Annotated in this window: 18 protein-coding genes and 1 pseudogene; 9 read left to right on the top strand and 10 right to left on the bottom strand. The window is 72.6% G+C overall.

The genetic code is table 11. From position 1 onward, the window contains the following. On the top strand, positions 1-1,481 hold a 1,481-nt coding region (locus ACEPPI_RS32065), incomplete at its 5' end, for an amino acid transporter (RefSeq protein ID WP_373918768.1). Positions 1,482-1,796: 315 nt separating this feature from the next. Here ACEPPI_RS32065 and xdhC read toward each other — a convergent pair. The 5 genes and pseudogenes from xdhC to ACEPPI_RS32090 all read right to left on the bottom strand — a co-directional run. Beyond that, positions 1,797-2,597: pseudogene (gene xdhC, locus ACEPPI_RS32070) on the bottom strand (xanthine dehydrogenase accessory protein XdhC); the annotation flags it as partial. A 1-nt stretch (position 2,598) separates the two neighbouring features. Next, positions 2,599-4,998: a xanthine dehydrogenase molybdopterin binding subunit gene (gene xdhB / locus ACEPPI_RS32075; RefSeq protein WP_373918769.1), complete on the bottom strand. Its 2,400-nt coding sequence runs from the start codon at positions 4,996-4,998 to the stop codon at positions 2,599-2,601. Beyond that, complete coding sequence (locus tag ACEPPI_RS32080; RefSeq protein ID WP_373918770.1) at positions 4,995-6,464, bottom strand: xanthine dehydrogenase small subunit; 1,470 nt, start codon at positions 6,462-6,464, stop codon at positions 4,995-4,997. Before ACEPPI_RS32080 ends, xdhB begins: the two co-directional genes overlap by 4 nt. Before the next feature lie 470 nt (positions 6,465-6,934). Continuing rightward, positions 6,935-8,365: a DUF2252 domain-containing protein gene (locus ACEPPI_RS32085; protein WP_373918771.1), complete on the bottom strand. Its 1,431-nt coding sequence runs from the start codon at positions 8,363-8,365 to the stop codon at positions 6,935-6,937. Between the two features lie 62 nt (positions 8,366-8,427). After that, positions 8,428-8,772 carry a carboxymuconolactone decarboxylase family protein gene (locus ACEPPI_RS32090; RefSeq protein WP_373918772.1) on the bottom strand — a complete coding sequence of 115 codons (345 nt, stop codon included), beginning with the start codon at positions 8,770-8,772 and terminating at the stop codon, positions 8,428-8,430. 286 nt (positions 8,773-9,058) lie between these two features. On the opposite strand from ACEPPI_RS32090, the gene ACEPPI_RS32095 reads away from it, so the two are divergent. The 3 genes from ACEPPI_RS32095 to ACEPPI_RS32105 all read left to right on the top strand — a co-directional run bounded on the left by ACEPPI_RS32095 (position 9,059) and on the right by ACEPPI_RS32105 (position 11,227). Next, positions 9,059-9,892, top strand: a complete 834-nt coding sequence (locus tag ACEPPI_RS32095; RefSeq protein WP_373918773.1) for a class II glutamine amidotransferase — start codon at positions 9,059-9,061, stop codon at positions 9,890-9,892. A gap of 42 nt (positions 9,893-9,934) precedes the next feature. Continuing rightward, the gene (locus ACEPPI_RS32100; protein WP_373918774.1) at positions 9,935-10,639 is read left to right on the top strand and encodes a GAP family protein; all 705 of its coding nucleotides are present in this window, start codon (positions 9,935-9,937) and stop codon (positions 10,637-10,639) included. A 132-nt stretch (positions 10,640-10,771) separates the two neighbouring features. After that, positions 10,772-11,227, top strand: a complete 456-nt coding sequence (locus tag ACEPPI_RS32105) for a DUF6325 family protein (RefSeq protein ID WP_373918775.1) — start codon at positions 10,772-10,774, stop codon at positions 11,225-11,227. Positions 11,228-11,328: 101 nt separating this feature from the next. Here ACEPPI_RS32105 and ACEPPI_RS32110 read toward each other — a convergent pair whose 3' ends face one another. Next, the gene (locus ACEPPI_RS32110; RefSeq protein ID WP_373918776.1) at positions 11,329-11,634 is read right to left on the bottom strand and encodes an SHOCT domain-containing protein; all 306 of its coding nucleotides are present in this window, start codon (positions 11,632-11,634) and stop codon (positions 11,329-11,331) included. Positions 11,635-11,915: 281 nt separating this feature from the next. Between ACEPPI_RS32110 and ACEPPI_RS32115 the strand changes: the two genes are divergently transcribed. Beyond that, positions 11,916-12,191: an isoamylase early set domain-containing protein gene (locus ACEPPI_RS32115; RefSeq protein ID WP_373918777.1), complete on the top strand. Its 276-nt coding sequence runs from the start codon at positions 11,916-11,918 to the stop codon at positions 12,189-12,191. Positions 12,192-12,223: 32 nt separating this feature from the next. Here ACEPPI_RS32115 and ACEPPI_RS32120 read toward each other — a convergent pair whose 3' ends face one another. From ACEPPI_RS32120 to ACEPPI_RS32130, 3 genes are all read right to left on the bottom strand, one after another. Continuing rightward, the gene (locus tag ACEPPI_RS32120) at positions 12,224-13,318 is read right to left on the bottom strand and encodes a glutamate--cysteine ligase (RefSeq protein ID WP_373918778.1); all 1,095 of its coding nucleotides are present in this window, start codon (positions 13,316-13,318) and stop codon (positions 12,224-12,226) included. Between the two features lie 145 nt (positions 13,319-13,463). After that, positions 13,464-14,258, bottom strand: a complete 795-nt coding sequence (locus ACEPPI_RS32125) for a DeoR/GlpR family DNA-binding transcription regulator (RefSeq protein WP_373918779.1) — start codon at positions 14,256-14,258, stop codon at positions 13,464-13,466. Positions 14,259-14,304: 46 nt separating this feature from the next. Continuing rightward, positions 14,305-15,345, bottom strand: a complete 1,041-nt coding sequence (locus ACEPPI_RS32130; protein ID WP_373918780.1) for a LacI family DNA-binding transcriptional regulator — start codon at positions 15,343-15,345, stop codon at positions 14,305-14,307. 181 nt (positions 15,346-15,526) lie between these two features. Here ACEPPI_RS32130 and ACEPPI_RS32135 point away from each other — a divergent pair, with 181 nt between their 5' ends. The 3 genes from ACEPPI_RS32135 (at position 15,527) to ACEPPI_RS32145 (ending at position 20,047) form a co-directional block, all read left to right on the top strand. Next, positions 15,527-17,350, top strand: a complete 1,824-nt coding sequence (locus tag ACEPPI_RS32135) for a beta-galactosidase (RefSeq protein ID WP_373918785.1) — start codon at positions 15,527-15,529, stop codon at positions 17,348-17,350. 98 nt (positions 17,351-17,448) lie between these two features. Next, on the top strand, positions 17,449-19,686 hold the full coding sequence (locus ACEPPI_RS32140) for an RICIN domain-containing protein (protein WP_373918781.1): 2,238 nt from the start codon (positions 17,449-17,451) through the stop codon (positions 19,684-19,686). 115 nt (positions 19,687-19,801) lie between these two features. Then, the gene (locus ACEPPI_RS32145) at positions 19,802-20,047 is read left to right on the top strand and encodes a hypothetical protein (RefSeq protein ID WP_373918782.1); all 246 of its coding nucleotides are present in this window, start codon (positions 19,802-19,804) and stop codon (positions 20,045-20,047) included. Here ACEPPI_RS32145 and ACEPPI_RS32150 read toward each other — a convergent pair. Continuing rightward, complete coding sequence (locus tag ACEPPI_RS32150) at positions 19,995-23,624, bottom strand: BTAD domain-containing putative transcriptional regulator (protein ID WP_373918783.1); 3,630 nt, start codon at positions 23,622-23,624, stop codon at positions 19,995-19,997. The genes ACEPPI_RS32145 and ACEPPI_RS32150 overlap by 53 nt on opposite strands. Before the next feature lie 305 nt (positions 23,625-23,929). Here ACEPPI_RS32150 and ACEPPI_RS32155 point away from each other — a divergent pair. Next, the coding region (locus ACEPPI_RS32155; RefSeq protein WP_373918784.1) for an AAA family ATPase at positions 23,930-26,553 on the top strand (2,624 nt) is incomplete at its 3' end.

Consider the following 26,553-nt stretch of genomic DNA (forward strand, 5'->3'; position numbering starts at 1 on the left):
CCCTGCACGGCCACGAGGTCCCGATCACCCTGCTCATGATCGCCCTGCTGGGCGCGGTGTTCCTGAAGGGGTTCAGCGAGGCCATCGGGGTGGCCGTGGTGCTCGTCGCCATCTATCTCGGGCTGAACGTGGTCGTCGTGGCGGTGGGCCTGGGGGAGGTGCTCAGTGAACCGCACGTCATCCCCGACTGGACGGCCGCACTGACCGCGGAGCACGGGAACCCGCTCATGATGATCGGCATCGCCCTCATCGTGTTCCCGAAGCTCGCCCTCGGCCTCTCCGGGTTCGAGACCGGCGTCGCGGTCATGCCCCACGTCCAGGGCGATCCGGAGGACACCGAGGAGGAGCCCGCCGGCCGGATCCGCGGCGCCAAGAAGCTGCTGACCACGGCCGCCGTGATCATGAGCGTCTTCCTCATCACCAGCAGTTTCATCACCACGCTGCTGATCCCGCCCGCCCAGTTCCAGCCGGGCGGCCAGGCCAACGGCCGCGCACTCGCCTACCTCGCCCACGAGTACCTCGGCTCCGCCTTCGGCACCGTCTACGACATCTCGACCATCCTGATCCTGTGGTTCGCCGGCGCCTCCGCGATGGCCGGCCTGCTGAACCTGATGCCGCGCTACCTGCCGCGCTACGGCATGGCGCCGCACTGGGCCCGCGCCCTGCGCCCGATGGTCATCGTCTTCACCCTCATCGCGTTCCTGGTCACCTGGATCTTCGACGCCGACGTCGACGCCCAGGGCGGCGCCTACGCCACCGGTGTCCTGGTGCTGATCACCTCGGCGGCCGTCGCGGTGACCATCGCGGCCCGCCGGGCGGGTGAACGCCGCTGGACGATCGGCTTCGGGATCATCTCCGCCGTCTTCGTCTACACCACCGCCGTCAACGTGGCCGAACGCCCGGACGGCGTGAAGATCGGCGCCTGCTTCATCGGCGGCATCATGGCCCTCTCGCTGCTCTCCCGCCTCGCCCGCGTCTTCGAACTGCGCGTCACGCACCTGGAGTTCGACGACATGGCGCAGCGGTTCATCCGCGACACCGCCAACCGGACGATCCGTTTCATCGCCAACGAGCCGGACAGCCGGGACATCGCCGAGTACCGGCAGAAGAAGGAGCAGATCCGCGCGGACAATGACATCCCCGCCGCCGACGACGTGATGTTCGTCGAGGTCACGGTCCTGGACGCGTCCGAGTTCGAATCCGGCCTGAAGGTCCGCGGCGAGGTGCTGCACGACCGCTACCGGGTCCTCACCCTGGAGAGCTCCAGCATCCCCAACGCGCTCGCCGCGCTCTTGCTCCACGTCCGTGACGAGACCGGCCAACGGCCCCACATCTACTTCGAGTGGACCGAGGGCAACCCGATGGCCAACTTCTTCCGCTTCTTCCTCTTCGGGCAGGGCGAGGTCGCACCCGTCACCCGCGAGGTCATCCGCGAGGCCGAACCCGACCGCAGCCGCCGCCCCCACGTCCACGCCGGCTGACGCCGGGAATCCGCAAGGGCCGGAGTCCCGACGCCGGCCGCGTCCGCCGGCCCGGTGTCACACGCGGCCGCGGGCCGGGCGCCGCTGGCGCGTCCGGACTTCCGGTTCGAGGTGTCGCAGGAACGGCGCCGTGTCCTCCAGGGTCGCTGTGGCCCGCTGGTCCGCCGTCGCAGCCCCGTCCGCCGCGGCGCCGAGCGCCGGAAGACCGGCCCGGGCCGCGAAGGACGGTGAGGACGGTGCGGGCGAAGCCGCCGCCGTGTCGGGCTGCCCCTGCCCGCTCGGGGTCGCGTCCGTCTCCCGGACCGCCCGGAGGCGGTCCGTCTCGAAGGTCAGGAGCAGGTCCGCCGCGACGCTCACCGCGATCGTGGCGGGTTCCTTGCCGGTGATCGCGGTCAGTCCGATCGGGGTCTTGATCCTGTCGATGGTGGCGGCGTCGTGACCGCCCTCGGTGGACAGGCGCTGCCGGAACCGCGTCCATTTGGCGGACGAGCCGATCAGCCCGATCGAGCCGAGGCCGGGCGTACGCAGAGCGGCGTCGCACAGTGCGGCGTCCTCGGCGTGATCGTGGGTCATGATCAGGACGTGGGTGCCGGGCGGCAGCTCCGCGAGCACCTCCTCCGGAAGGAGGGGTGTGTGGCGCACGTGGACCTCTGCCATCGCGTCCCCCAGCACGTCGAGCCGTTCGTCGGCGAGCATGTCGGAGCGGCTGTCGACCAGGTACAGATCGAGGTTCTGGCGGGCGAGGATGCGCGCCAGCTCCAGTCCGACGTGCCCGACGCCGAACACCGCCACCGACTGGACCACCGGCAGCGGTTCGAGCAGTACGGTCACGGCCCCGCCGCAGCACTGCACGCCGTGGCGGCCGGTGACCTTGTCGTTGAGGGCGAACTCCATCAGCTCCGGCTCCGGGTCGGGCGCGAGGTTCAGCTCGCGCGCCCGGTCGATGGCGACGGCCTCGATGTTGCCGCCGCCGATCGAACCCCAGGTGTCGGTGAGGCCCACGACGAGTTTGGCACCGGCCCGGCGGGGCGCGTGGCCGCGCACGGTCGCGACGGTCACGAGCACGCCGGGTTCCCGGCGAGCCCGCAACCGCGCGACCGCGGCCACCCACGTCATGTCAGGCATTGCTCAAAACGCTTGCGTCGGCGGAGACCTCGCTGCCGTCGGGCGCGTGACCCTCGTGCAGCGCGCCGCCCTTGCGGGCCGCTTCGATCGCCCAGTACACCGCCTCCGGCGTCGCGGGAGCGCCGAGTTCCACGCTGGCTCCGACGGGCCCGAACTCCGCGGCGGCCTGCCGCAGCGCCTCGCGCACCGCGAACGCCAGCATCAGCGGAGGCTCGCCCACCGCCTTGGACCCGTAGACCGCGCCCTCCTCGGTGGCGTTCTCCATCAGCCGGACGTTGAACTCCTCGGGCATCTCCGAGAAGCTCGGCAGCTTGTAGGTGCTCGCCGCCTGGGTCAGCAGCCGGCCGCGGTTCGGGCCGTCACTGCTGTCCCAGCGCATGTCCTCCAGCGTGAGCCAGCCCGCGCCCTGCACGAAGCCGCCCTCGACCTGACCGATGTCGATCAGCGGGGAGAGGCTGTCGCCGACGTCGTGCACGATGTCCACGCGCCGCATCTTGTACTTGCCGGTGAAGCCGTCCACCTCGACCTCGCACGCGGCGACGCCGTAGGAGAAGTACTTGAACGGGGAGCCCTGGAAGGCCTTCGCGTCCCAGTGCAGCCCCTCGGTCCGGTAGTAGCCCGACGCCGACAACTGGACCCGCTGGAAGTACGCGGTGCGCACCAGGTCGTCCCAGGCCAGCTCCTTGTCGCTGCCGAGGATCCGTGCGACGCCCTCGACGATGCGCACGTCCGAGGCGTTCCCGCCCAGCTGGGTGCCGGCGACCTGCAGCAGCCGCCCGCGGATCTGCTCGCAGGCGTTCTTGATCGCGGCGCCGTTGAGGTCCGCGCCGGAGCTGGCCGCGGTGGCCGAGGTGTTGGGCACCTTGTCCGTGCGCGTCGGGGCGAGGCGCACCTTGTGCAGCGGGATGCCCAGCGTGGTCGCGGCCACCTGCATCATCTTGGTGTGCAGGCCCTGTCCCATCTCGGTGCCGCCGTGGTTGATCAGGACGGAGCCGTCCTTGTAGACCAGTACCAGGGCACCGGCCTGGTTGAAGGCGGTGAGGTTGAACGAGATGCCGAACTTGATCCCGGTGAGCGCGAGCGCCCGCTTGGTGTGCGGGTGCGCGGCGTTGAAGGCCGCGATCTCACGCTTGCGGTCGGCGACGGCCGCGTCGTCCTGGACCTGCCGCCAGATGGTGGAGATCCGCTCGGGCTGGGGGACCGGCTGGCCGTACGGCGTCGACTGGCCCTGCCGGTAGAAGTTGCGCTCGCGCAGCTCCATCGGGTCCAGGCCGAGCAGCGGCGCGCACCGGCCGAGGATGTCCTCCATCACCAGCATGCCCTGGGGACCGCCGAAGCCGCGGAAGGCGGTGTTGGAGGTCTTGTTGGTCTTGGCGATACGACCGGCGACGCGGGCGTTGGGGATCCAGTACGTGTTGTCGATGTGGCACAGCGCGCGGGCCACCACCGGCTCGGACAGGTCCAGGCTCCAGCCGCCGTCGCCGGTCAGGGTGGCGTCCAGGGCCTGGATGTGGCCGTCGGCGTCGAAGCCGATCTTCCAGGTGGCGTGGAAGCCATGGCGCTTGCCGGACATCGTCAGGTCCTGGGTGCGGTTGAGCCGCACCCGCACCGGCCGCCCGGTCAGCTTCGCGCCGAGGGCGGCGATGGCCGCGAACCCGTGCGGCTGCATCTCCTTGCCGCCGAAGCCGCCGCCCATCCGCAGGCACTGCACGGTCACCTCGTGACTGTGCAGGCCGAGGACGTGCGCGACGATCTCCTGCGTCTCCGAGGGGTGCTGGGTGCTGCTCTGGATGAACAGCTGCCCGGCCTCGTCGACGTGGGCCAGCGCCGCGTGCGTCTCCAGGTAGAAGTGCTCCTGATCGGAGAACTGGAACTCACCCGTGAACACGTGTGCGGAATCGGCGAAGCCCGCGTCGATGTCTCCGGCCACCATCAGCGGCCGGGCGCCGTGGAAACTCTCGGCCGCGATCGCGTCCTGCAGCGTGATCAGGGAGGGCTGTTCGTCGAGCTCGACCTCGACGGCCGCCGCACCGAGCCGGGCCGCCTCCAGGGTCTCGCCGAGCACCCAGGCGACCGCGTGGCCGTGGAACATGACCGTGTCGGGGAACAGAGGCTCGTCGTGCTTGATGCCGGCGTCGTTGACACCGGGCACGTCGGCGCCGGTCAGCACCCGGACGACACCGGGTACGGCGAGCGCGGGCTCGGTGCGCAGCGCGGTGATCCGGCCGTGGGTCTTCATGACCTGGACCGGGTAGGCGTGCAGCACGTCCTTGGTGCGGTACACCAGGTCGTCCGTGTAGAGCGCGGTGCCGGTGACGTGCAGGGTGGCGCTCTCGTGCGGCATGGATACGCCGACGACAGGCTTTTCGGGGATCTCGGACAAATGGCTCATGACGACACCGCCTCGGTGGTTTCTGCGTACAGCTTCAGCAGGCTCTGGCCGAGCATCGCGGATCGGTATCCGGCGCTGGCGCGGTGATCACTCATCGGTGTGCCCTGGGCCTTCAGCACCTCGGCCGCGGCCTCGACGGTCTGCGCCGTCCACGGCCGGCCCTCCAGGAGGGCCTCGGTGGCGAGGGCGCGGATCGGGGTGGCGGCGACGCCGCCCAGGCCGATGCGCGCCTTGCGGACGATCCCGTCCTCGATGTCGAGGGCGAAGGCGACCGCCACGCTGGAGATGTCGTCGAAGCGCCGCTTGGCGATCTTGTGGAACGCCGTGACCGGCGACAGCGGCAGCGGAACGCGCACCGCGCGGATCAGCTCGCCGGGGCGGCGCACGCTCTGCCGGTAGCCGGTGAAGTAGTCCGCCAGCGGGACCTCGCGCTCGCCGTCGGCGTCGGCGAGTACCAGCGACGCCTCCAGCGCGAGCAGCACCGGCGGGCTGTCGCCGATGGGGGAACCGGTACCCAGGTTGCCGCCGAAGGTGGCGCTGTTGCGGATGAGCCGGGACGCGAACTGCGGGAACAGTTCCGCCAGCAGCGGGACGCTGCCGTCGAGGCGGCGCTCGATCTCGGTGAGCGTCAGTGCCGCTCCGATCTCGATGTGATCGGATTCGACACGCAGCTCACGGAGCTCGGGGAGCCGGTCGACCGCGACCACGCAGTCCGCCCGTCGGGAGCGGATGTTCACCTCCACGCCCCAGTCGGTGCTTCCGGAGACCACGACCGCCTCGGGCCGGTCGCGCAGCAGCTGCGCGGTCTCGGCCAGGGTGCCCGGCCGCAGGAACACACGGTCGTCCTGCTCGTACGCGGTGGAGGCCGGCTCCGGCGGGGCCTGGTCGCGGCGCTGCGCCAGGACGTCGTCCTCGGCGGGCGAGCCGACGGCGTACGCGGCATCGCGGATCGGACGGTAACCGGTGCAGCGGCAGAGGTTTCCGCTCAGGGAATGCAGATCGAAACCGTTCGGACCGTGTTCTGCGTCGGCCTCGGCGGCTTCGGAGGATTCCCCATGCGCGCAGCGGTCCGGCCGGTAGTACTCGGAGGCCATGCTGCAGATGAATCCCGGCGTGCAGTAACCGCACTGGGAGCCGCCGCGGACGGCCATCTCCTCCTGCACGGGGTGCAGCGCGGTCGGCGTGCCCGATTCGTCGACGGTGGCGAGGCCCTCGGAGGTGATGACCTCCTGGCCGTCGAGCGACGCGACCGGGACCAGGCAGGCGTTGACCGCCACCCAGTCGGTGGGCTTGTTCACCCCGGGACGGGCCACCAGGATCGAACAGGCGCCGCATTCACCCTCGGCGCAGCCTTCCTTGGTTCCGGTCAGACCGCGATCGCGCAGGAAATCCAGCACCGTGGTGTGGGGTGCGGCCGGTGCGATGGGGGTTTCTTTTCCGTTGACCGTGATGCGCGCCGCTACCATGGCACGTCCCCATTTCGGCGCGCGATTGATCTGACCATCCTAGTCGCCATTTCATGAGCTTTCTATTTCAGTGGCGCAGCTCGAAAACCCGGAGCGCAGCAGAGCAGCACGCAATGACGTGCCGTAAAGGGTGAAAGAGGTGGAGCGAACCGGGGCCGCTATCGGGCACGCCGGGAAGGGGGCTGTTCAGCAGCCGTGTGCGACACGACCGGGAGCCCAGGCGATCTGGTGAGCGGGGCGAGGCGCTGCGGAGATGGTGGACATCCGACTTCGCCTCCTTCCAGTTGCTCACGAGTCGCTGCGCTTGAATTTACGACGCCGTAGGTTCATCGGTCAAGCCTTACGTGGGTCGATTCCATGAAGGAAGACGACTTCCGGCCCCCGGTTTTCGTATGCACAACCAATCGTGTCCACCCCGCTCCGTTGGTTGACTGTCTTCCCATCGCGGAGCAGGTGGTGTACGCGTCCCCTCAGTCGGCCGGGATCTCCTCCGCCGGCAGCCGCCCCGTGCGCACCGCGTCGAGCAGTGCCCGGTGGTCGCGCTCGTTCTGGTCGGCGTAGGCCTCCGCGAACGTCACGAGGGCCCGGTCGAAGGCGTCGCTGCCGCCCAGGTAGGCGGCGATCGCGATCCGGTCGCCGGAGCGGGCGTGCGCGCGGGCCAGGGTCAGGCCGCAGACGCCGCCGAACGTCTCCAGCTGCAGGGGCGTCATCGTCTCCGGCATCGCGATGCCCTTCCAGTCGCGCAGCTGGCGCACGTAGAAGTCGCGGCGCTTGCCGTCGAAACCGTCGACCCGCTGCCAGCCGAGGAAGATGTCGCTCGTGGCCTGCATCAGCCTCTGCCCCGCGACCACGCGCTCGCCCTGGTTGCGGTAGGGGCTCGCCCCGAGGTGTTCGGCGAGCACCGAGTCGTCGGCCTCCTTGGCCTGTAGGAACAACGGGTCGCCGCCGTCCCGGCCGAGGAGCAGGAAGATCCAGCACCGGGTGCCGACGCTGCCGACCCCGACCACCTTGCGGGCGACGTCCGCCAGCTGGTAGTCGGCCAGCAGGTGGCGCCGGTCGGTCGGCAGCGTGACCGCGTACTGCTCGACGAGCGCCCTGAACTGCCGTTCCAGCGCGCTGCGCTCGGCGTCCGGCATCAGGTCGGCGATCGGTACCAGCAGCGGGGGGTCCGCGGCGATCCTCCGATGCCCGTCCACCAACCGGGTGAGCTTGTCGAAGACCTGGAGGGTGTCCCGGGACCGTGCCTTCGTCAGCGCGCGGTCCAGCTTCTGCCGGCCTTCCTTGCGGAGCCGGTCCGTGATCAGGGCCTTGAGGTCGGCGGCGTCGACCTTCGTGTACCAGACGTCGAGGTTGCTCATTGCGGCGAACCGGATCATCGCCTCGCGGTACGAACGTACGGTGCCGCTCACGATGCGGGCGCGCTCGGCGCCGTCGAAGCCGTTGGCCCGCGCCGCGATGACGAAGCTCGCCGACAGGCGTTTGACGTCCCATTCCCAGGGACCCGGCAGGGTCTCGTCGAAGTCGTTGATGTCGAACATCAGCTCCCGCTCCGGCGAGGCCAGCAGCCGGAAGTTCAGCAGGTGCGCGTCTCCGCACAGCTGGGCGGTGATTCCCGAGTCCGGACTCCCGGCCAGGTCGGAGGCCATGATCGCGGCGGCGCCCCGGTAGAACCGGAACGGGGACTCGGTCATCCGGCCGTAGCGGATCGGCACCAGCTCCCGGACCCGCGTCGCGGACTGGGCCTCCAGGATCGCGAGCGGATCCCGTCTGTCCGGAGCCGGCCCGTACACCGCGTGTCCCGACCGCGGCGAGCGGCGCCGGGCCTCCTTGCCGAGTGCCGCACGTTCCTCGGGAGTGGCGCGGATCGACGCGCGCATCGCCGTGATCGACTGCTGGGACATTCGGGGCCTCCTCACGGCACCCGTGCCCCCGCTCCGTCACCGGTGCGGGGGCGGGGCTGCTGTCAGCGCTGGGCCTCGGCCTCGGCCTCGGCCTCCGCCTCGGCGTCGGCGACCGCGATGGCGACGCCGAAGGCCGAGGTGAGGTTGCCCGCCGCCGTCATGACGCGGGCGGTTCCCACGATCGGGGCGATGGCGACCAGGACGTCCTGCAACTGCTCCGCGGTCACGCCCGACCGCACGGCGGGGTCGATGTGGGCGAGGTAGGAGATCGGGGGAGCGTCCGATGCGGCGAGGGCCGCGATGCGCGTGAGGATGAGCATGTCCGGGGACATCCCGCACCGTTCGAGCGAGTCCATCGTCATGGCGGCGAGGGTGTCCAGGACCGGGGTTTCTGATGCAGTGGCCATTCCGTGTGCCTTCCCGTGTGCCCCCGACGCCGAGCCTGGGAGGGCTGGTTGCGGGAGCATCGGGCATCCCGCGAGCGTCGGGCCTGCATCAACCGTAGGTCCGCCCGGGGCACCCCGCACGGCAACACGTACGACCGCGGCCGAAGGGGCGGCGGAGCCCGGGACGCCCGGCTCCGCGTGGCGCTCCCGCAGGAGGCACCCCAGAATGGGATGGCCGCACATCCGGGGGGCGAGCGGGAAGACGTATCCGCTTCCCGCGATGCCGTAGGGACGCAGGTGATGACACATGTGCCGATGGCTCGCGTACTCGGGAACGCCCATGCTCCTCGACACCATCCTCTACAAACCGGCCCACTCGCTGATCGACCAGAGCCTGCACTCCAAGCTCGGTGTGGAGACCACGAACGGTGACGGGTTCGGAGTCGGCTGGTACGCGGAGGGCAACCCCACTCCGGCGCTCCTCAGGGACGTCGGCCCCGCCTGGAACAACCGCAACCTGCGGGAGATGGCCGACCACGTCCGCTCCCACCTCTTCTTCGCCCACATCCGGGCGTCGACCGGGACGGCCGTGCAGCAGTCGAACTGCCATCCGTTCCGCAACGGCCGCTGGATGTTCATGCACAACGGCGCCATCAACGGTTTCCACCTCATGCGCCGCGACCTCACGATGCTCGTCGACCCCGCGCTGTACGCCGACATCGGGGGAACCACGGACTCCGAGACGATGTTCTACCTCGCCCTCACCTTCGGCCTCGACCAGGACCCGCCCAACGCCATCGCCCGGATGGCCGGCGTCGTGGAACGCGCCGGACACGACCACGGCGTGGAGTTCCCCCTCCAGATGACGATCGCCGTCACCGACGGGGAGAGCGTGTGGGCCTTCCGCTACTCCAGCCAGCACGAGTCCCGGTCCCTGTTCTACAGCAGCCGGGTGGACGCGCTGCGCCGGCTGCACCCCGACGTCGCCTTCCTCCAGGAGGTCTCCGACGAGACCCGCCTCATCGTCTCCGAACCCCTCGGGGACCTGCCCGGCGCCTGGCACGAGGTACCGGAGAGCAGTTACGGCATCGTACGCTCCGGAGAGGACGGGCTGTTCCCCTTCACCCCGGTGCCCGCCTGACCGGGCCGGGTCCAGGGTGCTCCCTTCCCGAGAGCCGCTGCCATGGTGCTCGACCTGCTCCTCATAGGCTTGGCCGTGACACTGTTCCCGCTGCCCATCATGGCCTTCGTGCTGGTGGTGTCCGGGTCCCGCGGCGTGCGCAACGGCCTGGCGTTCATCCTCGCCTGGCTGGCGTGCCTGGTGTCCGTGATGGCCCTCGTCCTGTTCTTCACCGGCGGCCAGCCGCCGCCGCCGCGCTCGCCCCCGTCGATCGGAGCGCTCGTGGCCACGCTGGTCATCGGGCTGGGCCTGGTCGTGTACAGCCAACACCGCAGGCGCCTGAGCCGCCGCCGCAGGGCGACCGGCCCGGAGCCGGCCGCACAGGAAGGTGCCGCGGTTTCCGCCGCCACCCCCGATTCGTCCGTGACCGCCCGGATGGACGAGGCCACCGGATGGTCCGCCGCGGGCCTCGCCGTGCTCCTCCAGCCCTGGGGGATGGTCAGCGCCGCCGCCGCCACCGTCGTGCAGGCCGACCTCTCCCACGCCCAGTCCTTCCTGGCCCTCATGGCCTTCTGTGTCCTGGCCACCTCGACCCTGCTGGCCATGGAGCTGTACATGGTGTTCTCGCCCCGGAAGGCCCAAAGCGTCCTGCTGGGCCTGCGCGGGTGGCTGGAGCGCCACAAGGACCCGGCGATCGTCGTCACCTGCCTCCTCCTGGGGATGTGGCTCGTCGCCAGGAGCCTCTACCAGCTCACCGGAACGGGCTGATCCGAGCCCCGCACGCCCTGCGCCGCGGCCACGGCGCGGAGGTGCGGCGCCGCACGGCGGGTGCTGCAATGAGAACAGGATCATGCCCGGCCATTGATGCGTTTCCCCAGCCTGACGAAGCCAGGAGCGTTCATGAACGACGACATCGAAGACATGGGCCCCGTCGACTACCTGGTCGTCGAGTTCCCCGGAAACCGGCTGACGGGTGAGGCGTTCCCCTTGCTGATCGATCTCGTGGACAAGGGCCTCGTCCGAATCCTCGACCTCCGTTTCGTGCAGAAGGACGCCGACGGAACCGTCACCGCCCTCGAAATCGAGGGCCTCGACCAGGACGACGCGGATTCCGTGAGCCTGTCCGTCTTCGACGGAGTCACGTCCGACCTGCTCGGCCAGGACGACCTCGACGAAGCCGGCCACGCCCTCCAGCCGGGCAACGCGGCCGCGATCCTGGTCTACGAGAACCGGTGGGCCGCACCCTTCGCCCGGGCCCTGCGGCGCGCCGGCGCGCAGATGGTGGCGAGCGGCCGGATTCCCGTGCAGGCCATTCTCGCCTCCCTCGACGCGGAGGAAGCGGGAGAAGGCGCGTAGCCGCGCAGCGGGCCGTCATCGCAGGTGCCCACCGGTGGAGGAAACGTCCCTCCACCGGTGGGCACCTGTCCGTCCGTCCGGCTCCCGGACGGACGGACCGTTCAGCCGCCGAGGAGCTTGCTCTTCTGCTGCGCGAACTCCTCTTCGGTCAGGAGTCCCTGCTCCTTCAGCGCTCCGAGTTCCTTGAGCTGGTCGATCCTGCTGCTCATGTCATCCGCCATCGTCGGAGCGGGAGGGGGCGGAGGGGGAGGGGCAGCCGGAGCGGGGGCGGGCGGGGCGGCCTGCTGTTGTTGGGCTTCCTGCTCGGCCCACCGGCCGCCCTGCCGGCGCGAAACGCGGTTGGAGACCGCCGTCGCCGTACCGGCGACCACCGCGGTCCGCGCGATTCCTCGAAGAAGACCAGGCACGTCGTTCTCCCTTGCTGACGGGGCCTGCCCGGCGGTCCGGGCGTCGGCCCTCCACTTCCCTCCAGCATGGCACCTGCGGCCGGGGCACGCCGCGCCACGGCCGCCCGCCCGGCCCGCTCACCGCCCGCGCGCGCCGGACAGCGGGGCCCGGACATCGTTCCTCGGCGGAGCGCCGGGCGGGTGAAGGCGGCGCCGCGCCACGGCCGCGTCCGCGCGCCGGGCACCGTCGGCGGTCCGAGCATGGGCAGACACACCAGCCCTGCCGTCAGGAGCCCCTCCCCGTGCTCGAACGCAAGCAGTGCAAGGACCGCACCGAGGTCACCTTCGTCCTGCCCGCCAACACCCCGCCCGGCCCCGTCAGCGTGGTCGGCGACTTCAACGACTGGCAGCCCGGCACCCACACCCTGGCCCCCCGGCGCGACGGCATGCGCGCCGTCACCGTCGCCCTGCCGGACAAGAGCGAGCACTCCTTCCGCTACCTGGCCGCGGGCGACTACTGGTTCAACGACGAGAACGCCGACGACCACGACGGGACCAACAGCCGTCTGCGCACCTGACGGCCGCTCGATCCGCAGCCCCCCGCCGACGCTCACGCGGTGCTTTCGTCGGCGGTGATCAGGGCCGCCAGCGCCGGGAGGCCGGCCTCGGCCAGCGCCCGGCGCTGGCGGTCGGCCGCCGTGCCCCGCTGGAGCAGCCGGTGGAGGAGCGAGCTCACCTCGCGGTAGTCGCCACTCTCCTCAAGAGCGGGGGCGATGTGGCCCAGCAGCATGCACAGCACGTCGCCGCTGCTCCGCAGCCGGCCCTGCGGGTCCATCAGCGTGCCGGCCATCCCGTGCCGGGCCGCGTGCCACGTCGCGGCCTGCAACAGCTCGGACCGGCACAGCGCCGGAGCGGCTCCCGCCTTCTCCTCGGCGATCGCGGTGGCGGCGAGCGCGCGCACCACCCCGGCGAGCATCACCGCGTCGTCCGCCTCCAGCTGCACGTCACAGCAGCGCACCTCGACGGTCGGGTACCGCTCCGAGAGCCGGGCGTGCCAGTACAGCTGCCCCCGGTCGGGGACCAGTCCGGATTCCAGCAGCGCGTCGGCCCGCGCCTCGTAGTCCGCGAGTCCCGCGAAGTACGGTGCCGGGCCACTGACCGGCCATCGGCCGAAGATGATCGTGCGCCAGCTGGCGAAGCCGGTGTCCCGGCCGTCCCACAGGGGCCCGTTCGCGGAGAGCGCCAGCAGCGTCGGCAGCCAGACGCGCAACCGGTTCAGGACGGCCACACCGGTCTCCCGGTCGGGCATCCCCACGTGGACGTGCATCCCGCAGATCAACTGCTCGTCGACCAGCAGCCGCGCCTCTCCCCGCATCTTCAGATACCTCGCCGTGCCCGTGATCGGCACGGGGAGGGCGCCCCTGACCGGCGCTGTGGCCGAGATCGCGACGCGGCAGCCGTTCGACTGAGCGGCGGAGGCGACCGCGTGCCGCAGCCGCAGGAGGTGACCACCCACCTCTTCCAGGGCCGTGCACACGGGGGTGGCGACTTCGATCTGCGCCTGGAGCAGTTCGTCCTGGACCTCCCGCTCGTCCGCGATCGGTGCCAGCCGGGCCGTGGCGCGCACGTCCTGCACGAGCGGAGTGGGCAGGAGCGTATCCGGGTCGACCAGCAGGTACTCCTCCTCGACCCCAACAGTGATCATGCCGGGTGACTACCCCGAACCCGCCGCGATCACCCAGGTAAAGGACTATTTCGGCGCAATGGTGCACAAGCCGCCGGTCCGTCTGGCGGTGCGACGCGGCACGGTCCGGCGCGGGCGGGATCCGGCGGTCCGGTGCCCGCCGTGCCTACGCCGCCCCGGCGACCAGCAGCTCGCCGACGGTGTCCGTCAGGACCTCGCGGCCCGCCGCGGGCATGCCGGCGTCCGTGACGAAGCAGTCGATGCGGTCGAGCGGGGCGAACCCGCTCAGCGCCACCGTGCCCCACTTGGTGTGGTCGGCGACGACCGCCACCCGGCGGGCCGCCCGGATCAGGGCCCGGTTGGTCTGTGCCTCGGCCAGGTTCGGGGTGGTCAGGCCGGCCTCCTCGCTGACGCCGTGCGCGCCCAGGATCAGCAGGTCCACATGGAGGGAGGAGATCACCAGCTCGGCCAGGGGACCGACGAGCGCGGCGGACGGGGTGGGGGCGCCGCCGGTCAGCAGCAGGGTGGGGACCGCGGACTCCCCGCGGTCGCGAGAGGCGGACCGGAACAGCTCGGCGACGGGCAGGGAATTGGTGAGCACGGTCAGCCGCGGGACGTCCAGCAGTCGGGCTGCCACCGCGCACGCGGTGGTGCCGGCCGAGACCGCGACCACGCTGCCCGGCTCGACCAGGGAGGCGGCCGTTTCCGCGATGGCCGCCTTGGCGGGCCCGGCCAGCGCGGCCTTGGCGTCGAACCCCGGTTCCTCGACGCGGGTTCCGGGAGCCGCGACGGCGCCCCCGTACACCTTCTCGACCAGGCCGCGCGCCGCGAGCGCGTCCAGGTCCCGGCGGACCGTCATGTCGGACACGGCGAGGCGGTCGACGAGCTCGGCGACCCGTACCGCACCGTCGCGGCGCACCGCCTCCAGGATGAACGCGCGCCTTTGCTGGGCCAGTTGCATGGCGTCAACATAACACGCGGATCTGTTGACTTTTAAGGAATTCTGTTTACTTTTGTTTAAGTTCTCGTACGGGGGCGGTGCTCGCCCGTACGACGAGTTCCGGTTCGACCGACGCCGGCGCGGACACCGCGGCGGGGTCCGCGACGTGCCGCAGCAGCCGCGCCACGGCCAGGGCTCCCATCTGGGCGAACGGCTGCGCGACGGTGGTCAGGGGCGGGGTGCAGTACGCGGCCAGCTCGATGTCGTCCACGCCGACGACGGAGATGTCCTCGGGGACCCGCCTGCCGAGCTCGTGCAGGGCCCGGATCACCCCGAAGGCCATCTCGTCGCTCGCCACGAAGACGGCGGTGACGTCCGGGACGCGGCCCAGCACGAGCCCGATCCGATGACCGGAAGCGGGGGACCAGTCGCCCTCCAGCGGCGGAGGCACCTGCCGGCCGGCGGCCTCCAGCGTCGCGCGCCAGCCGGTGCGACGGCCGACGGCCTCCAGCCAGTGCGCCGGGCCCGCGACGTGCCAGACGGTGTCGTGTCCCAGCTCCAGCAGGTGCCGGGTCGCCAGCCGGGCCGCGAGGTCCTGGTCGACCGCCACGACCCCCGTCGCGTCGGTACGCGAACCGTCGATCGTGATGGTGGGCGTGGACCGGGTGAGCTGCTCGATCCTCTCGCTGGTGTGGATCAGCGGCACCGACAGGATCACGCCCTCGACGCCCTGGTCGGCCAGCCTGGCCAGGGCCCGCTCGATCGCGGAGGTGTCCAGGGAGGTCGTGGTGGCCGTGCTGACCGCGTACCCGGCGGCCCGGGCCGCGTACTCGATGCCGGACGTGACGGCCGCCCGCGAGTAGAACGTGGTCTGCAGGGTCACCACCCCGATGGTGCGGCTGCGGCCCGAGCTCAGCATCCGCGCCGCGTTGTTGCGCCGGTAGCCGAGCTGCTCCACGGCAGCCACCACCTTCGCGCGCGTCCGCTCCTGGACGTTCGGATGGCCCGACAGCACCCTCGACACGGTCTGCGCCGACACCCCAGCGACCCGGGCGACGTCCGTCATCCCGGGAGGCCGCTCCTGGTCACCGACGCTCCGCTTCGCCATGGGGCCCCTTCCCGTCACGAGCACGGATGATATCGCTCCCCATACCGTCCCGGCCGGTTCCCGCCGGGCTTGCGGGCATGTGTGCGCACTCCATTGGCATCGATAACATTCTCTGCCATAGTCCGATCCGGGATTGATCTCCGAAGACCCGTCGCGGACGCCAGGAGGAGCCTTGGCATCGATAACATCCCTGGGACCGGCCGCGAGCGGGATCCCGGCCACGCTGACTCACGCCGACGGCGCCTTCCTGCGCGCCGGCCGACCGCACCGCGTGCTGTCCGGCTCCCTGCACTACTTCCGGGTCCACCCCGAACAGTGGGCCGACCGCCTCCGGCGCGTGGCGGCCCTCGGACTCAACACGGTCGACACCTACGTCCCGTGGAACTTCCACGAGCGGACCCGGGGCGAGGTCCGCTTCGACGGCCCGCGCGACCTGGAGCGGTTCGTCGGCCTGGCCCGGCGGGAGCGGCTCGACGTGATCGTCCGGCCCGGCCCCTACATCTGCGCCGAGTGGGACAACGGCGGACTCCCCGCCTGGCTGACCGGTACGCCCGGCATGCGCCCGCGCACCTCGCACCCGCCCTTCCTGGAAGCGGTCGCCCGCTGGTTCGACGAGCTGATCCCCCGCGTCGCGGCCCTCCAGGCCCGCCACGGCGGCCCCGTGGTGGCCGTACAGATCGAGAACGAGTACGGCAGCTACGGCGACGACCACGCCTACCTCCGCTGGGTCCGCGACGCGCTGACCGACCGCGGCGTCACCGAACTGCTCTACACCGCCGACGGGCCCACCCCCCTGATGCTCGACGGCGGCACCCTGCCCGGAGAACTGGCCGCCGCCACCTTCGGCTCGCGCCCCGACGCCGCGGCCGGGCTGCTGCGCTCGCGCCGCCCCGACGAGCCCTTCTTCTGCGCCGAGTTCTGGAACGGCTGGTTCGACCACTGGGGCGAGAAGCACCACGTCCGCCCGGCGGCCGATGCGGCCCATTCCGTGGCCGGCATCCTCGGCGCCGGCGGTTCGGTCAGTCTCTACATGGCCCACGGCGGCACCAACTTCGGCCTCTGGGCCGGTGCCAACCACGACGGCGACCGGCTCCAGCCCACCGTCACCAGCTACGACTCGGACGCGCCGGTCGCCGAACACGGGGGGCTCACACCGAAGTTCTTCGCCCTGCGCGAGACGCTCACCGCACTCGGCGGCGCGGACCCGTCGCGCCCCGTGCCCCCGGATCCGCCCCTGCTCGCCCCCCGTACCCTGCCGGTGACCCGCGGAGCGGCCCTCCTGGAGGCACTGCGCGCGACGGGTGACCCCGTCCGCGCCCCCGTACCGCTCGGCTTCGAGGAACTCGGCCAGGCCTCGGGCCTGGTGCTCTACACCGCCCGTCCGTTGCTGCCGCCCGGCACGTACGAACTGACGGTCTCGGGACTGCACGACCGGGCCCAGGTCTTCGCCGACGGTGTGCCCGTCCGCGTCCTGGACGGGGAGACCTCTTCCTGCGCCGTCGAGGGAACCGGGAAGCGCGTCCGGCTGGAGCTGCTGGTGGAGAACCAGGGGCGGATCAACTACGGGCCGCTGCTCGGCCAGGGCAAGGGCATCCTCGGCGGGGTGCGCGTGGACCGCCGCATGGTCCACGGCTGGACCATGCACCGGCTCCCCCTCGACGAGTGGACGCCGGCGGACGTCGCCGCGGCCCCCTCGCTCGCCGCGACGTCCGTGTCCGGCGCGGCGGCGGGATTCGCCACCGCCCGACTGACCGTGGACGAACCGGCCGACACCTTCGTCGCCCTGCCCGGATTCGGGAAGGGATTCCTCTGGGTCAACGGCTTCCTGCTCGGCCGCTACTGGGAAGCGGGGCCGCAGCGCACGCTCTACCTGCCCCACCCCCTCCTGCGGGCGGGCCGGAACACGCTCACCGTGCTCGAACTCCAACACCTCGGTGAACGCGTCGAGTTGCGCGACCGTCCTGATCTCGGACCGACGGAGGAGTTCGTCGAGACGTTCGACTGACGGGCCGGCCGTCCGCCCGTCCGCACGGGGGCCGGCATCCCCACACACACGCCGGCCCCGCAACGGACGCGGGCCGGCCAAACGAAGAAGGAGGAGCTGTGTCAGCCTCTCGAAGCAGACTCGCGGGCGCGTGCGTCGCGGCGGCGCTGGCCCTGGCCGCCCTCGGCGCACCGGCCGTGGCCGCCCCACCCGCCCCACCCGCGCCGCCGGACGCCGCCTTCACCGTCACGGTCGGTCCGAAGGGGTCCTGGACCCAGCCGGACGACACCCCCGCCGTCCCCTACCTCGACAAGGACGGCACCTTCTACTACCAGCAGTCCCACGCGCTCTACGGAGCCTCCGACCCGCGCAAGTGGACCTTCTACACCGGCACGGACCTCGACACGGCCACCCGGTCGGGCCGGATCAGCGACGCGGTGAACCCCGCCGACAGCAGGGACAGGAACAACGACACCACCTGGCGCTGCAACAACAGCCCCACCGGAGTCGAGTCCACCGGCGCCCCGGCCGGATCGGGCTACTCACAGCGGAACTTCTGCGACCTGACGGGCGTGTGGGTCGACCCGGACACCGGCGACTGGTACGGCCTGGTCCACAACGAGTTCACCCCGCAACCCTTCGGCGACGGCTCCCACTTCGACGGGATCGACTACGCGGTCTCCACCGACCAGGGCCGTACCTGGGCCGTCAAGGACCACGTCATCACCTCGCCGTACAGCACCGCGCGCGGCGACACCACGGCGTTCCCCCAGCAGACCTACCACTACGGCGACGGTGACCCGCGCCTGTTCACCGACACCGCCTCGGGCTACTTCTACGTCTTCTACGGTTCGAGGATCGTGGACAAGGGCAGCGGCTGGAAGACGTTCCACGCGCACGTGGCCCGGGCTCCGATCGCGGACAGGATGGCGCCCGGATCCTGGCAGAAGTGGTACGACGGGGCCTGGTCCCAGCCCGGCGTCGGAGGCCGCGAGAGCAACATGGTGCCGGTCGACCCCGCGAACGCCACGGGATACACCCCCGCCGACCGGGAGTACGATCCGGCCACCACCGGGACGGCCGACCAGCAGGTCGCGGCCGGCGCGATGCCCCCGACCTCACCGCTGTTCGTCATGGACATCACCTACAACGCCCACCTCGGCCTCTACGTCGGCGAGCCGCAGGCGGTGAAACAGGACGGCACGGCACCCCAGCAGTTCTACGTCACCGACAACCTCGCCACGCAGAAGTGGCGCCTGATCGGCGACACCGGGAGCCACACCAACGCGTCCTGGTACCGGTGGTTCCTCGACGGCGCGAACAGGACGGCCTCGGGCATCGTCGGCAAGGACTTCCGCTCCTACTGCTCGTTCGGATGCTCGAACGGCTCCTCCTCCGAGTACGTCAACGTCTCGATCACCACCCCCACCCCCGCCGCGCCGCTCGACACCGGCAAGGCCTACCGGATCGGCGCGGCCGGCCGTGTCCTCGCCCAGGCCGCCCCGGGCGGCACCGCCACCACCTCCCGGGCCACGGCCACCGGATCGGCCCTGGAATCCTGGATCTTCAGCAGCGCCGGTGACGGCAGCTACCGCATCACCAACGCGGCCACCGGGGGACTGCTGGGCGTCGATGCCACCTCCACGGCGCAGCGCGCCTGGGGTACGAAGCCCACCGTCACCGCGCCCGGGTCCGGCGGCCCCGCCGTCGGCCGGCAGTGGTGGGTCGTTCCCGGCACCTCCGCCGTCGGCGGCGCGCCCACCGGCACCTACCGCCTCGTCAACCGCTACAGCGGACTGGTCATCGCCCTGTCGGCCACGGCTTCCCGGCAGGCCGAGACCACACCGGTCCGCTCCTGGACCGACACCGGTGGCGGCGCGGTGGGAGGCGGGCGCACGGCGGCCGAACAGACCCTGGCCCTCACGGCGGTGGGACCCGCACCCGGCTCCCTCGACGGCACCCGCACGGTCGTTTCCGGTGGCCAGGCCCTCGACGACCCCGACCACAGCACCACCGCGGGCACCCGGCTGATCACCTACACGCCCAACACCGGCGCCAACCAGAGGTGGAACTTCACACGGCAGCCGGACGGCTCCTACGAGATCGTCAACGCCGAGTCCGGCCTCTGCGCCGACATCAGCGGCGGTTCCACCGAGGCGGGCGCCCCGGTGATCCAGTGGACCTGCCACGGCGGCGCCAACCAGCGCTGGACCGTCGTCCGGGGCCAGGACGGCACCCACACCGTCGCATCGGTGAAGAGCGGGCTGCTGCTCACCACCGCCTCCACGGCCGCCGGCTCCCCGGTCACCCAGCAACCGGACGCCGGATCGCCCCTCCAGCACTGGACGATCACCTGACTGAAAACCCGGTCAAGAAACGGGTGGGGCGCATGAGTCGTGCCGAAGGGGGGTAGACGTACAAGGGGCCACCGCCCCGCGTCGGCCCCGGCCGTGAAGTGGAGGCGAGCTTCGGATGACCGAAGGCACGATTCCCTACATCTCCCCGGCGCGCGTCACCGTGCTCGGTGTGCAACCCGGGGACCCGCCGTTCCGCATCGTGGAGATCGACGGCGAGGTCTTCAGTACCGCCAGGTCCATGACGGACGTCCTCCTCTCCGCGGCCGCCGCCGGTTTCACGATCCACGACCTGGACGATCCCGGGGAGGTCAGATGGGTCGGGGGCGGGAAGTTCCACTGGAGCCTCGCCAAGGCGAGCTGACCGTCCCGTCCGGGCCCAGCAGGGTACGGATGAGCCCCGTGGCGGGCAGCGCCGGGTGGAGGTAGACGTCCTCCCGGCGCTGCTCGACCGCCGCCAGGAGGGCGTGGAAGGTGTCCCGCGCCTCCTCCCGGCGCCCCGCGTGGTGCTGGGCCTGGCCCAGCAGGCCCAGGTGGAGGGGGTGGCGCAGCAGGGTCCTGGAGCCGCGCAGCCGGTCCATCGAGGCGTGCATCAGGACCAGTCCCTCCGCCTCCCGGGCGGAATGCGTCAGGCCCCAGCCTTCGAGCAGGCCGAGCATGGCCTTCCAGTAGAGCAGCCCGTGCTCACCCGCGAGCCGGACACCCTCGGCGCCCGAGGCCAGGGCCGTGCCGGCGTCTCCCTCCCAGGCCGCCACGACCGCGTCCACGTAGAGGGCGAAGGAGCGGTCCGATGGTCTGCTGTCGTACGCGGTCAGGCGCAGCAGTTCGCGGCGGCGTGCCGTGGCGGTCGCGCGGTCGCCCAGGAGCCAGTGGGTGAACGCGTTGTAGGACCGGCAGGAGACGCGCGGGTCGTGCTGGAAGGTCCGGGCCAGGGAATGGCCGTCGCGGGCGTACCGGTCCGCCATCTCGACGCCGTGCTCCAGCTCGGCCAGGGCCTGCGGCAGCATGCCCCGCACGTGCAGCACGATGCCCTCGCCGTACGCGGCTCCGAGCACCGCCACCGGCTCGGAGCCGCGGCGCGAGATGTCCCGCAACAGGCCGGAGAACTGCCGTGAGGCGTCGTAGCGGCCGGTGACCAGGTAGGCCGCGCACAGGGCCCAGAGCACCGACGGGTCCTCCGGGGCCCGCGTCACCGGATTGAGCGCCCGGCCGTGCGCGAGCGCCGCCTCCGCCTCCGGATGGCCGTAGCCGCGCGTGGTGGCCAGGACCTGCCCGAGCTGGATGTGCAGCTGCTGTTCGAGGCGTACGGTCGCGGTCTCGTCCGGGGGCAGGAAGCCGATCAGGTGCACCGCCCGGCGCAGCCAGGTCTCCACCCGCTCGTACGCCAGTTGCTGCTCGGCCTGTTCCGCGGCCTGGAGCATCCTCGGGAGCGCTCTCTCTGCGGGCAGGGCGCGCTGGGCGTGCCACGTGTGGTGGGCCACCCGCTCGATCTCCTCGTCGCCCACCCGCCCCCGCCTGCGCGCCGACAGGGCCTCGGCGATCTTGGCGTGCAGCCGGTGCAGGTCCTTGCGGGCGAGCTCGCCGACGAGCGTCTCCTGCACCAGGGCGTGGGCGAAATGGAGCCGCCCGGGATGGTGCGGGTCCTCTTCGAGCAGACCGGCGCGGATCGCCGCCTCCAGTGCCTCGGCCACCGGCTCGTCCCCGGCGACCGTGCGGTGCAGCAGGTCCGTGTCGACCTCGGTGCCGAGGACCGCGCACAGCCGCAGCACGCGCAGGACCGGTCCGGGGAGCGTGGCGAACCGCTGGTTCAGGGCCTCGCGCACGCCGGTGGGCACGCGGGACAGGAGCGTGTCCACCGCGTCGGACCGGTGCAGGCTGCGGGCGTCGCCGAGGAGGGACAGGAGCTGCATGACGAAGTACGGGTTGCCCTCGCTGCGCCGGTGCAGCACCTCGATGACCTCCGCGTCCACGCCCGGCCCGGCCTGCGCCCGTACGAGCGCGGCGACGTCCCGGCGGGAGAGTCCGTCCAGCCGCAGGGTCTCGGTACGGGGGCCGCGCAGGACCTCGGAGAAGGTCCGGCGCAGGGTGGCGTCGGATTCGACCTCGAAGTCGCGGGCGGTCAGCACGATCGCGAGCGGGTGGCCGTGGCGGCGGGTGCTCAGCAGGCGGAGCAGGTCCAGGGAGGCGGTGTCGGCCCAGTGCAGGTCTTCCAGGAACAGCACCAGCGGGCGCCGGGCGGCCAGGGCGAGCAGTACCTCGCAGACCGCGTCGTTGGTCAGGAACCGGGCCTGGGCCCAATCGGCTCCGGCTCCGGCATCGGATCCGGGGCCGGCCGTGGCGCCGTCCCCTGCCGTCCGTTCGGGCATCACGGGGGAGAGCAGTGCGCCGAAGGGCCGCGCCGCGTCCCGGAAGGCGTCGGGGCGGGTGGCGGACAGCCTGCGCAGGACCTGCGTCCAGAGCCAGTAGGGCGGGACGCCCTCGCCGGGGAAGCAGTGGCTCCAGACCACCTCCAGCCCGTCGTCCCCGTCCGTTCCCCTGCCGACGGCCTCCAGCCGGGGGGCGAGTTCGAGGAGCAGGCGGGTCTTGCCCATGCCGGCGGGGCCGAGCACCCCGGCCACGTGCCCGTGGCCCACGCGCACGTCGGCCACGGCGGTCGTCAGGCCGTCCAGTTCGCGGAAGCGGCCGGTGAAGGGCGAGGGGCCGGCCGGGCGGTCGGTCCCGGGCCGCCCGGCCGCCGCCCGCCGGGGTGGCGGTGCAGTGCCGGTGTCCGGACGCGGGTCCGAGAGCCGGTCTCCGGGCGCGCCCGCGAGCCGCTCCCGGTACCTCGACGGGGCCTCGGACAGGTCTCCTGACAGGTCCCGGAACCGGTCACCGGGCCGGTTTTCGGACAGGTCTCCGGGCGCGCCCGCGAGCCGCTCCCCGGACAGGGCCCCGAACCGGTCCCCGGACGGGACGTCGAGCGGCTGCCCCTCCAGGGGCGGCTCGGGGAGCACGGGGCCGTGTGCGTCCGGCTCCGTGACGGGCGTGCCGCTCCGGCCGGCCTCCCCGGTGCCGTCGGTACGGTGCCACCCCTCAGCGGCGCGGCGTTCCGCCGCCCCGGCTCCCGCCACCGCGCGCGCTGCCGGGGCGGGCCGGGCCGCGGCCGGCGGGCCCGCCTCCGGTTCCCGGGTCAGGAGCGCGGTCCGGATCCGGCGCAGCTCGGCGTCCGTACCCACGCCGAACTCCTCGGCGAGGTGGACGCGGGTGCGTTCGTACGCCTCCAGTGCCTCCGCCTGCCGGCCCAGCCGGGACAGGGCGGTCATCAGGTGGCCGACGAGGCGCTCCCGGGTGGGGTGGCGGCGGGCCTCCCCGTCGAGGTCGGCGGCCACCTCCTCGTCCGCGCCGAGGAGCAGCCGGGCCTCCGCGTGGACCTCCAGGGCGGTCAGCCGGACCTGTTCCAGCCGGGTCGTCTCGTCGTACAGGGACGGATGGGCGTCGAACTCCGCGTACGGGGAACCCCGCCACAGGCGCAGCGCCAGCCCGAGCCTGTCGCGCGCGCCCGCCGGATCGTGGCCTTCCAGCAAGTGCCTCCCCTCGGCGACCAGCCGCTCGAAACGGCACACGTCGACGTGCTCCGGATCGATGTCGAGGACGTACCCCTGCGCCCGGTGCCGCACCGACAGCCGGGCCGCCCCGGCCGCCGGCCGCAGGGCGCGGCGCAGGTGGGAGACGTGGCTCTGGAGGGTCGCGACGGCCTGGCGCGGCGGCTCCCCGCCCCACAGTTCCTCGACGAGGACCTCCGTGGGCACCACGCGTCCGAGGCGTACGAGGAGCAGGGCGAACAGGGCCCGTCGGCGCGGCGGGCCGAGCGGGAGGTCGCGTCCGTCGTGGCGGGCCGCCATGGGCCCCAGCACCCTGAGCAGGGGCTCGGCCGGCCGGTCCGTCGTCGGAATTGCGGGCATGGAGCTCCCCATCTTGCACACGTGGCTGCGCTGGCAATCGGTCCGCACCGCGTGACCGCCGCCAGACAAAATGGATCATCACATGATGAACGGCGTATTCCAAGGTGGCCGTTCGGCCACGGCAAGCCCTTGGCAAGGCGTTCGCAAGGGGAGCGGTGCAGGATGGCCCGGTACCGGCAGGCGCCGAACGAGGGGGAGCGTCCGGCCGCCGTACGCCGGTCGACGGTCCGGCCCGCCGTCACGTCTGCCCCGTCGACCGCCGGACCGCGCCGCACGAACAGGAATCCATCCCGAGGACCGTCACCATGCAGGCAGCGTTTCCCCCGTCCGCGCGCGGGGAGCGCGGACCGGCGCGCGCCGCTGTGGGCGCGGCGCCCATCATGCCGGGCGCGGCCGGCCGGACCCCCCTACCGGCCGGCCGCACCCACGAACCGGCCGGTCGCTCCGGCGAACTGGCCGCCCTCTTCGCGTGCGCCGAAGCGGCCGACGCCGGCCGGGCCGGGTGCGTCGTCGTGCGCGGGAACACGGGCATCGGGAAGACGGCCCTGATCGACGGCTTCCGCCGTGACGGCCGGCTGCGCGGGGCCACCGTGCTGCACACCGCGGGCCGCGCGGAGCGCGCGACCACCGAATACGGCGCGGTCCGCGAGCTGTTCGGGCCCGGCGCGGAAGCCGAGCGCGTACCGCCCCGCACGGAATGGCTGGCCTCCACCCTCATGGCGCGGGGCCCCCTGGTGATCGTCGTGGACGACGCGCAATGGTGCGACGGGCCGTCCCTGCGATGGCTGGAGTCCCTGATCCGCAGGACCGAGAGCGCGCGGCTGCTGACCGTGCTCGCCTGGGGTGCCTCCGGTACCGGTCCGGCACGGTCGGCGCTCGGCAGGATCGTCCAGCATCCGGGAACCCGCCTCGTCGGCCTCGGGCCGGTGGCCGAGGAACAGGTGGCCGAGACCGTCGAACGCGTCCTGGGGCAGCCGCCGGAACCCCCCTTCACCTGGCGCTGCGCCGCACTCTCCGACGGCAACCCCCTCCTCCTGAAGCGCATCCTGTTACGGCTGCGCCGCGCAGGGGTCACTCCGCGGGCCCGGTCCGTGGGGCGGGTCGACGCGGCGTGGCGGGAGGTCCACACCGCGTCGGTACGGGCCCACCTGTGCGGTCTGACCGAGACGGAGCGGCGCGTCGTACGGGCCGCCGCCGTGCTGGACTGGAGCGACCGCCCGCCGTCCGCGACGGCCGAGGGCACCGGCCAGGTCGCCTCTCCCGAACGCGTCGGCGCGCTCGCCGGCGTGCGCCCCCGCCTGGTCTCCACGCTCCTGGACGGCCACCGGGACGACGAACTCGTCTCCGTCGACGGGGAGGAGGCGTTCCACGCGGCCGTGCTCGCCGCCACCCCGGCCGGGGAACTGGTGCGCCTGCGCACCCGCGCCGCACGGCTCCTCAACGACGAGGGCTTCGCGTCCGCCGAGGTGGCGAAGCACCTGCTTCCGCTGCCCCGGCTCGACGAGGGCTGGATGCTCGGCGCCCTGCGCGACGCGGCCGAACAGGCGGGCCGCGCCGGCCCCCGGTCGGCGGCGGCCCCGTACCTGCGGCGGCTGATGGAGGCCGAACCCGAGGAACACGGCCGGGTGCGCACCGCCCTCGACCTGGCCGGGGCGCTGGCCACCACCCACCCCGCCGACGCGCTGGACGCGCTGCGGAGCCTGCTCGACCAGACCCGTGACGTCCGCCTGCGCGCTTCGGTGGCGGTGCAGTTCGCGATGACGGCCCTCGCCGCGGGCGACGCGGCGGCGGCGCTCGCCGTGCTCTCCCGGACACTCGACCGGCCGGCCGCCGAGCCCGGCGGCCGGGCCGAGGACCGCGCACTGCGGGGGACGATCGAACTGGCCGTCCTCGCCGCCGGTCTGCACCGGCCGTCGGCGTTCCCCGCCGTACGCGAACGGGCCCGCGCGGCGGTGTTACGGGAGGGCGGGGCGCCGGCCGGGAGCGGAGGCCTGCTCACCCGTGCCCTGCTCGCCGCCGTGGAGGGGGACTCCGCCCGCGAGGCCGTGGACCTCGTGGGCCGGGCGGTACGCGCCGAGGGCGCCGGGCCCCGGGACTGGATGCGCGCCCGCGCGGCCCAGGTGCTCCACCTGGCCGACGAGCCCGGCATGGCACTGGAGATGCTGGACCTGGCGATGGCCGACGACAGCGGCTGCCTGCCCCGCTGGTCGCTCCTGGCGGAACGCTCCATGGTGCGCCACCGCCTGGGCGACGTCCCCGGCGCCGCCCTCGACGCGCACGCCGCCCTGGAAGCCGTGGAACACCCCGGGCAGGGTGGTTCCGCGCTGCCGTTCGTCGCCTGGGGCTGCGTCCGCCTGGAGCAGGCCGACACCGAGGCCGCGGAGTCGATGCTCGACCGGGTGGCCTCCAGCCGGCTGGACCACACCCTCCTGGGCAGGATCCCGTACCTGATGACCCGGGCCCGGATCCGGCTCGGACGCGGGGACGCGGAAGGCGCGCTGGCGTGCGCGCGGCGGTGTGAGCAGGGACTCGCGGAGGCCGGCCTCGACCGGCGGCCGTGGGCCCCCTGGCGGCCCCTGGCCGCCACGGCCCTCGTCCGGCTCGGCCGCACCCCGGAAGCGGCCGAACTCGCCGTCGAGGCGAGGGAACTGGCCGAGCGCTGGGGCACTCCGTACGCGATCGGCCACGCCCTCCTGGCGGCGGGCACCGCGGCCGACGGGGACCGGCGCACCGAATTGCTGACCGGCGCGGTCGAGGCACTGTCCCGTTCCCAGGCCCGACTGGACCGGGCACGGGCCGAGTTGCTGCTGGGCGGACACCTGGCGCGGTGCGGCGACGCGGGGGGGGGCCCCCCCCCCCCCCGCCCGCCCCCCCCCCACGCCCCCCCCCGCGGGGCGCCCCCCCCCACACAAAAGAAAAGACTCGGTCT

Source organism: Streptomyces sp. AB3(2024) (genome assembly GCF_041862025.1).
In the GTDB taxonomy this organism is placed as follows: Bacteria; Actinomycetota; Actinomycetes; order Streptomycetales; family Streptomycetaceae; genus Streptomyces.

Excerpts from the sequence above, each read along its gene's own strand:
- ACEPPI_RS32120 (WP_373918778.1), bottom strand. The coding sequence starts at position 13,318 with ATGATCACTGTTGGGGTCGAGGAGGAGTACCTGCTGGTCGACCCGGAT.
- ACEPPI_RS32095 (WP_373918773.1), top strand. The coding sequence starts at position 9,059 with ATGTGCCGATGGCTCGCGTACTCGGGAACGCCCATGCTCCTCGACACC.
- ACEPPI_RS32100 (WP_373918774.1), top strand. The coding sequence starts at position 9,935 with ATGGTGCTCGACCTGCTCCTCATAGGCTTGGCCGTGACACTGTTCCCG.
- ACEPPI_RS32130 (WP_373918780.1), bottom strand. The coding sequence starts at position 15,345 with ATGGCGAAGCGGAGCGTCGGTGACCAGGAGCGGCCTCCCGGGATGACG.
- ACEPPI_RS32090 (WP_373918772.1), bottom strand. The coding sequence starts at position 8,772 with ATGGCCACTGCATCAGAAACCCCGGTCCTGGACACCCTCGCCGCCATG.
- xdhB (WP_373918769.1), bottom strand. The coding sequence starts at position 4,998 with ATGAGCCATTTGTCCGAGATCCCCGAAAAGCCTGTCGTCGGCGTATCC.
- ACEPPI_RS32080 (WP_373918770.1), bottom strand. The coding sequence starts at position 6,464 with ATGGTAGCGGCGCGCATCACGGTCAACGGAAAAGAAACCCCCATCGCA.
- ACEPPI_RS32145 (WP_373918782.1), top strand. The coding sequence starts at position 19,802 with ATGACCGAAGGCACGATTCCCTACATCTCCCCGGCGCGCGTCACCGTG.
- ACEPPI_RS32125 (WP_373918779.1), bottom strand. The coding sequence starts at position 14,258 with ATGCAACTGGCCCAGCAAAGGCGCGCGTTCATCCTGGAGGCGGTGCGC.
- ACEPPI_RS32085 (WP_373918771.1), bottom strand. The coding sequence starts at position 8,365 with ATGTCCCAGCAGTCGATCACGGCGATGCGCGCGTCGATCCGCGCCACT.
- ACEPPI_RS32105 (WP_373918775.1), top strand. The coding sequence starts at position 10,772 with ATGAACGACGACATCGAAGACATGGGCCCCGTCGACTACCTGGTCGTC.
- ACEPPI_RS32150 (WP_373918783.1), bottom strand. The coding sequence starts at position 23,624 with ATGCCCGCAATTCCGACGACGGACCGGCCGGCCGAGCCCCTGCTCAGG.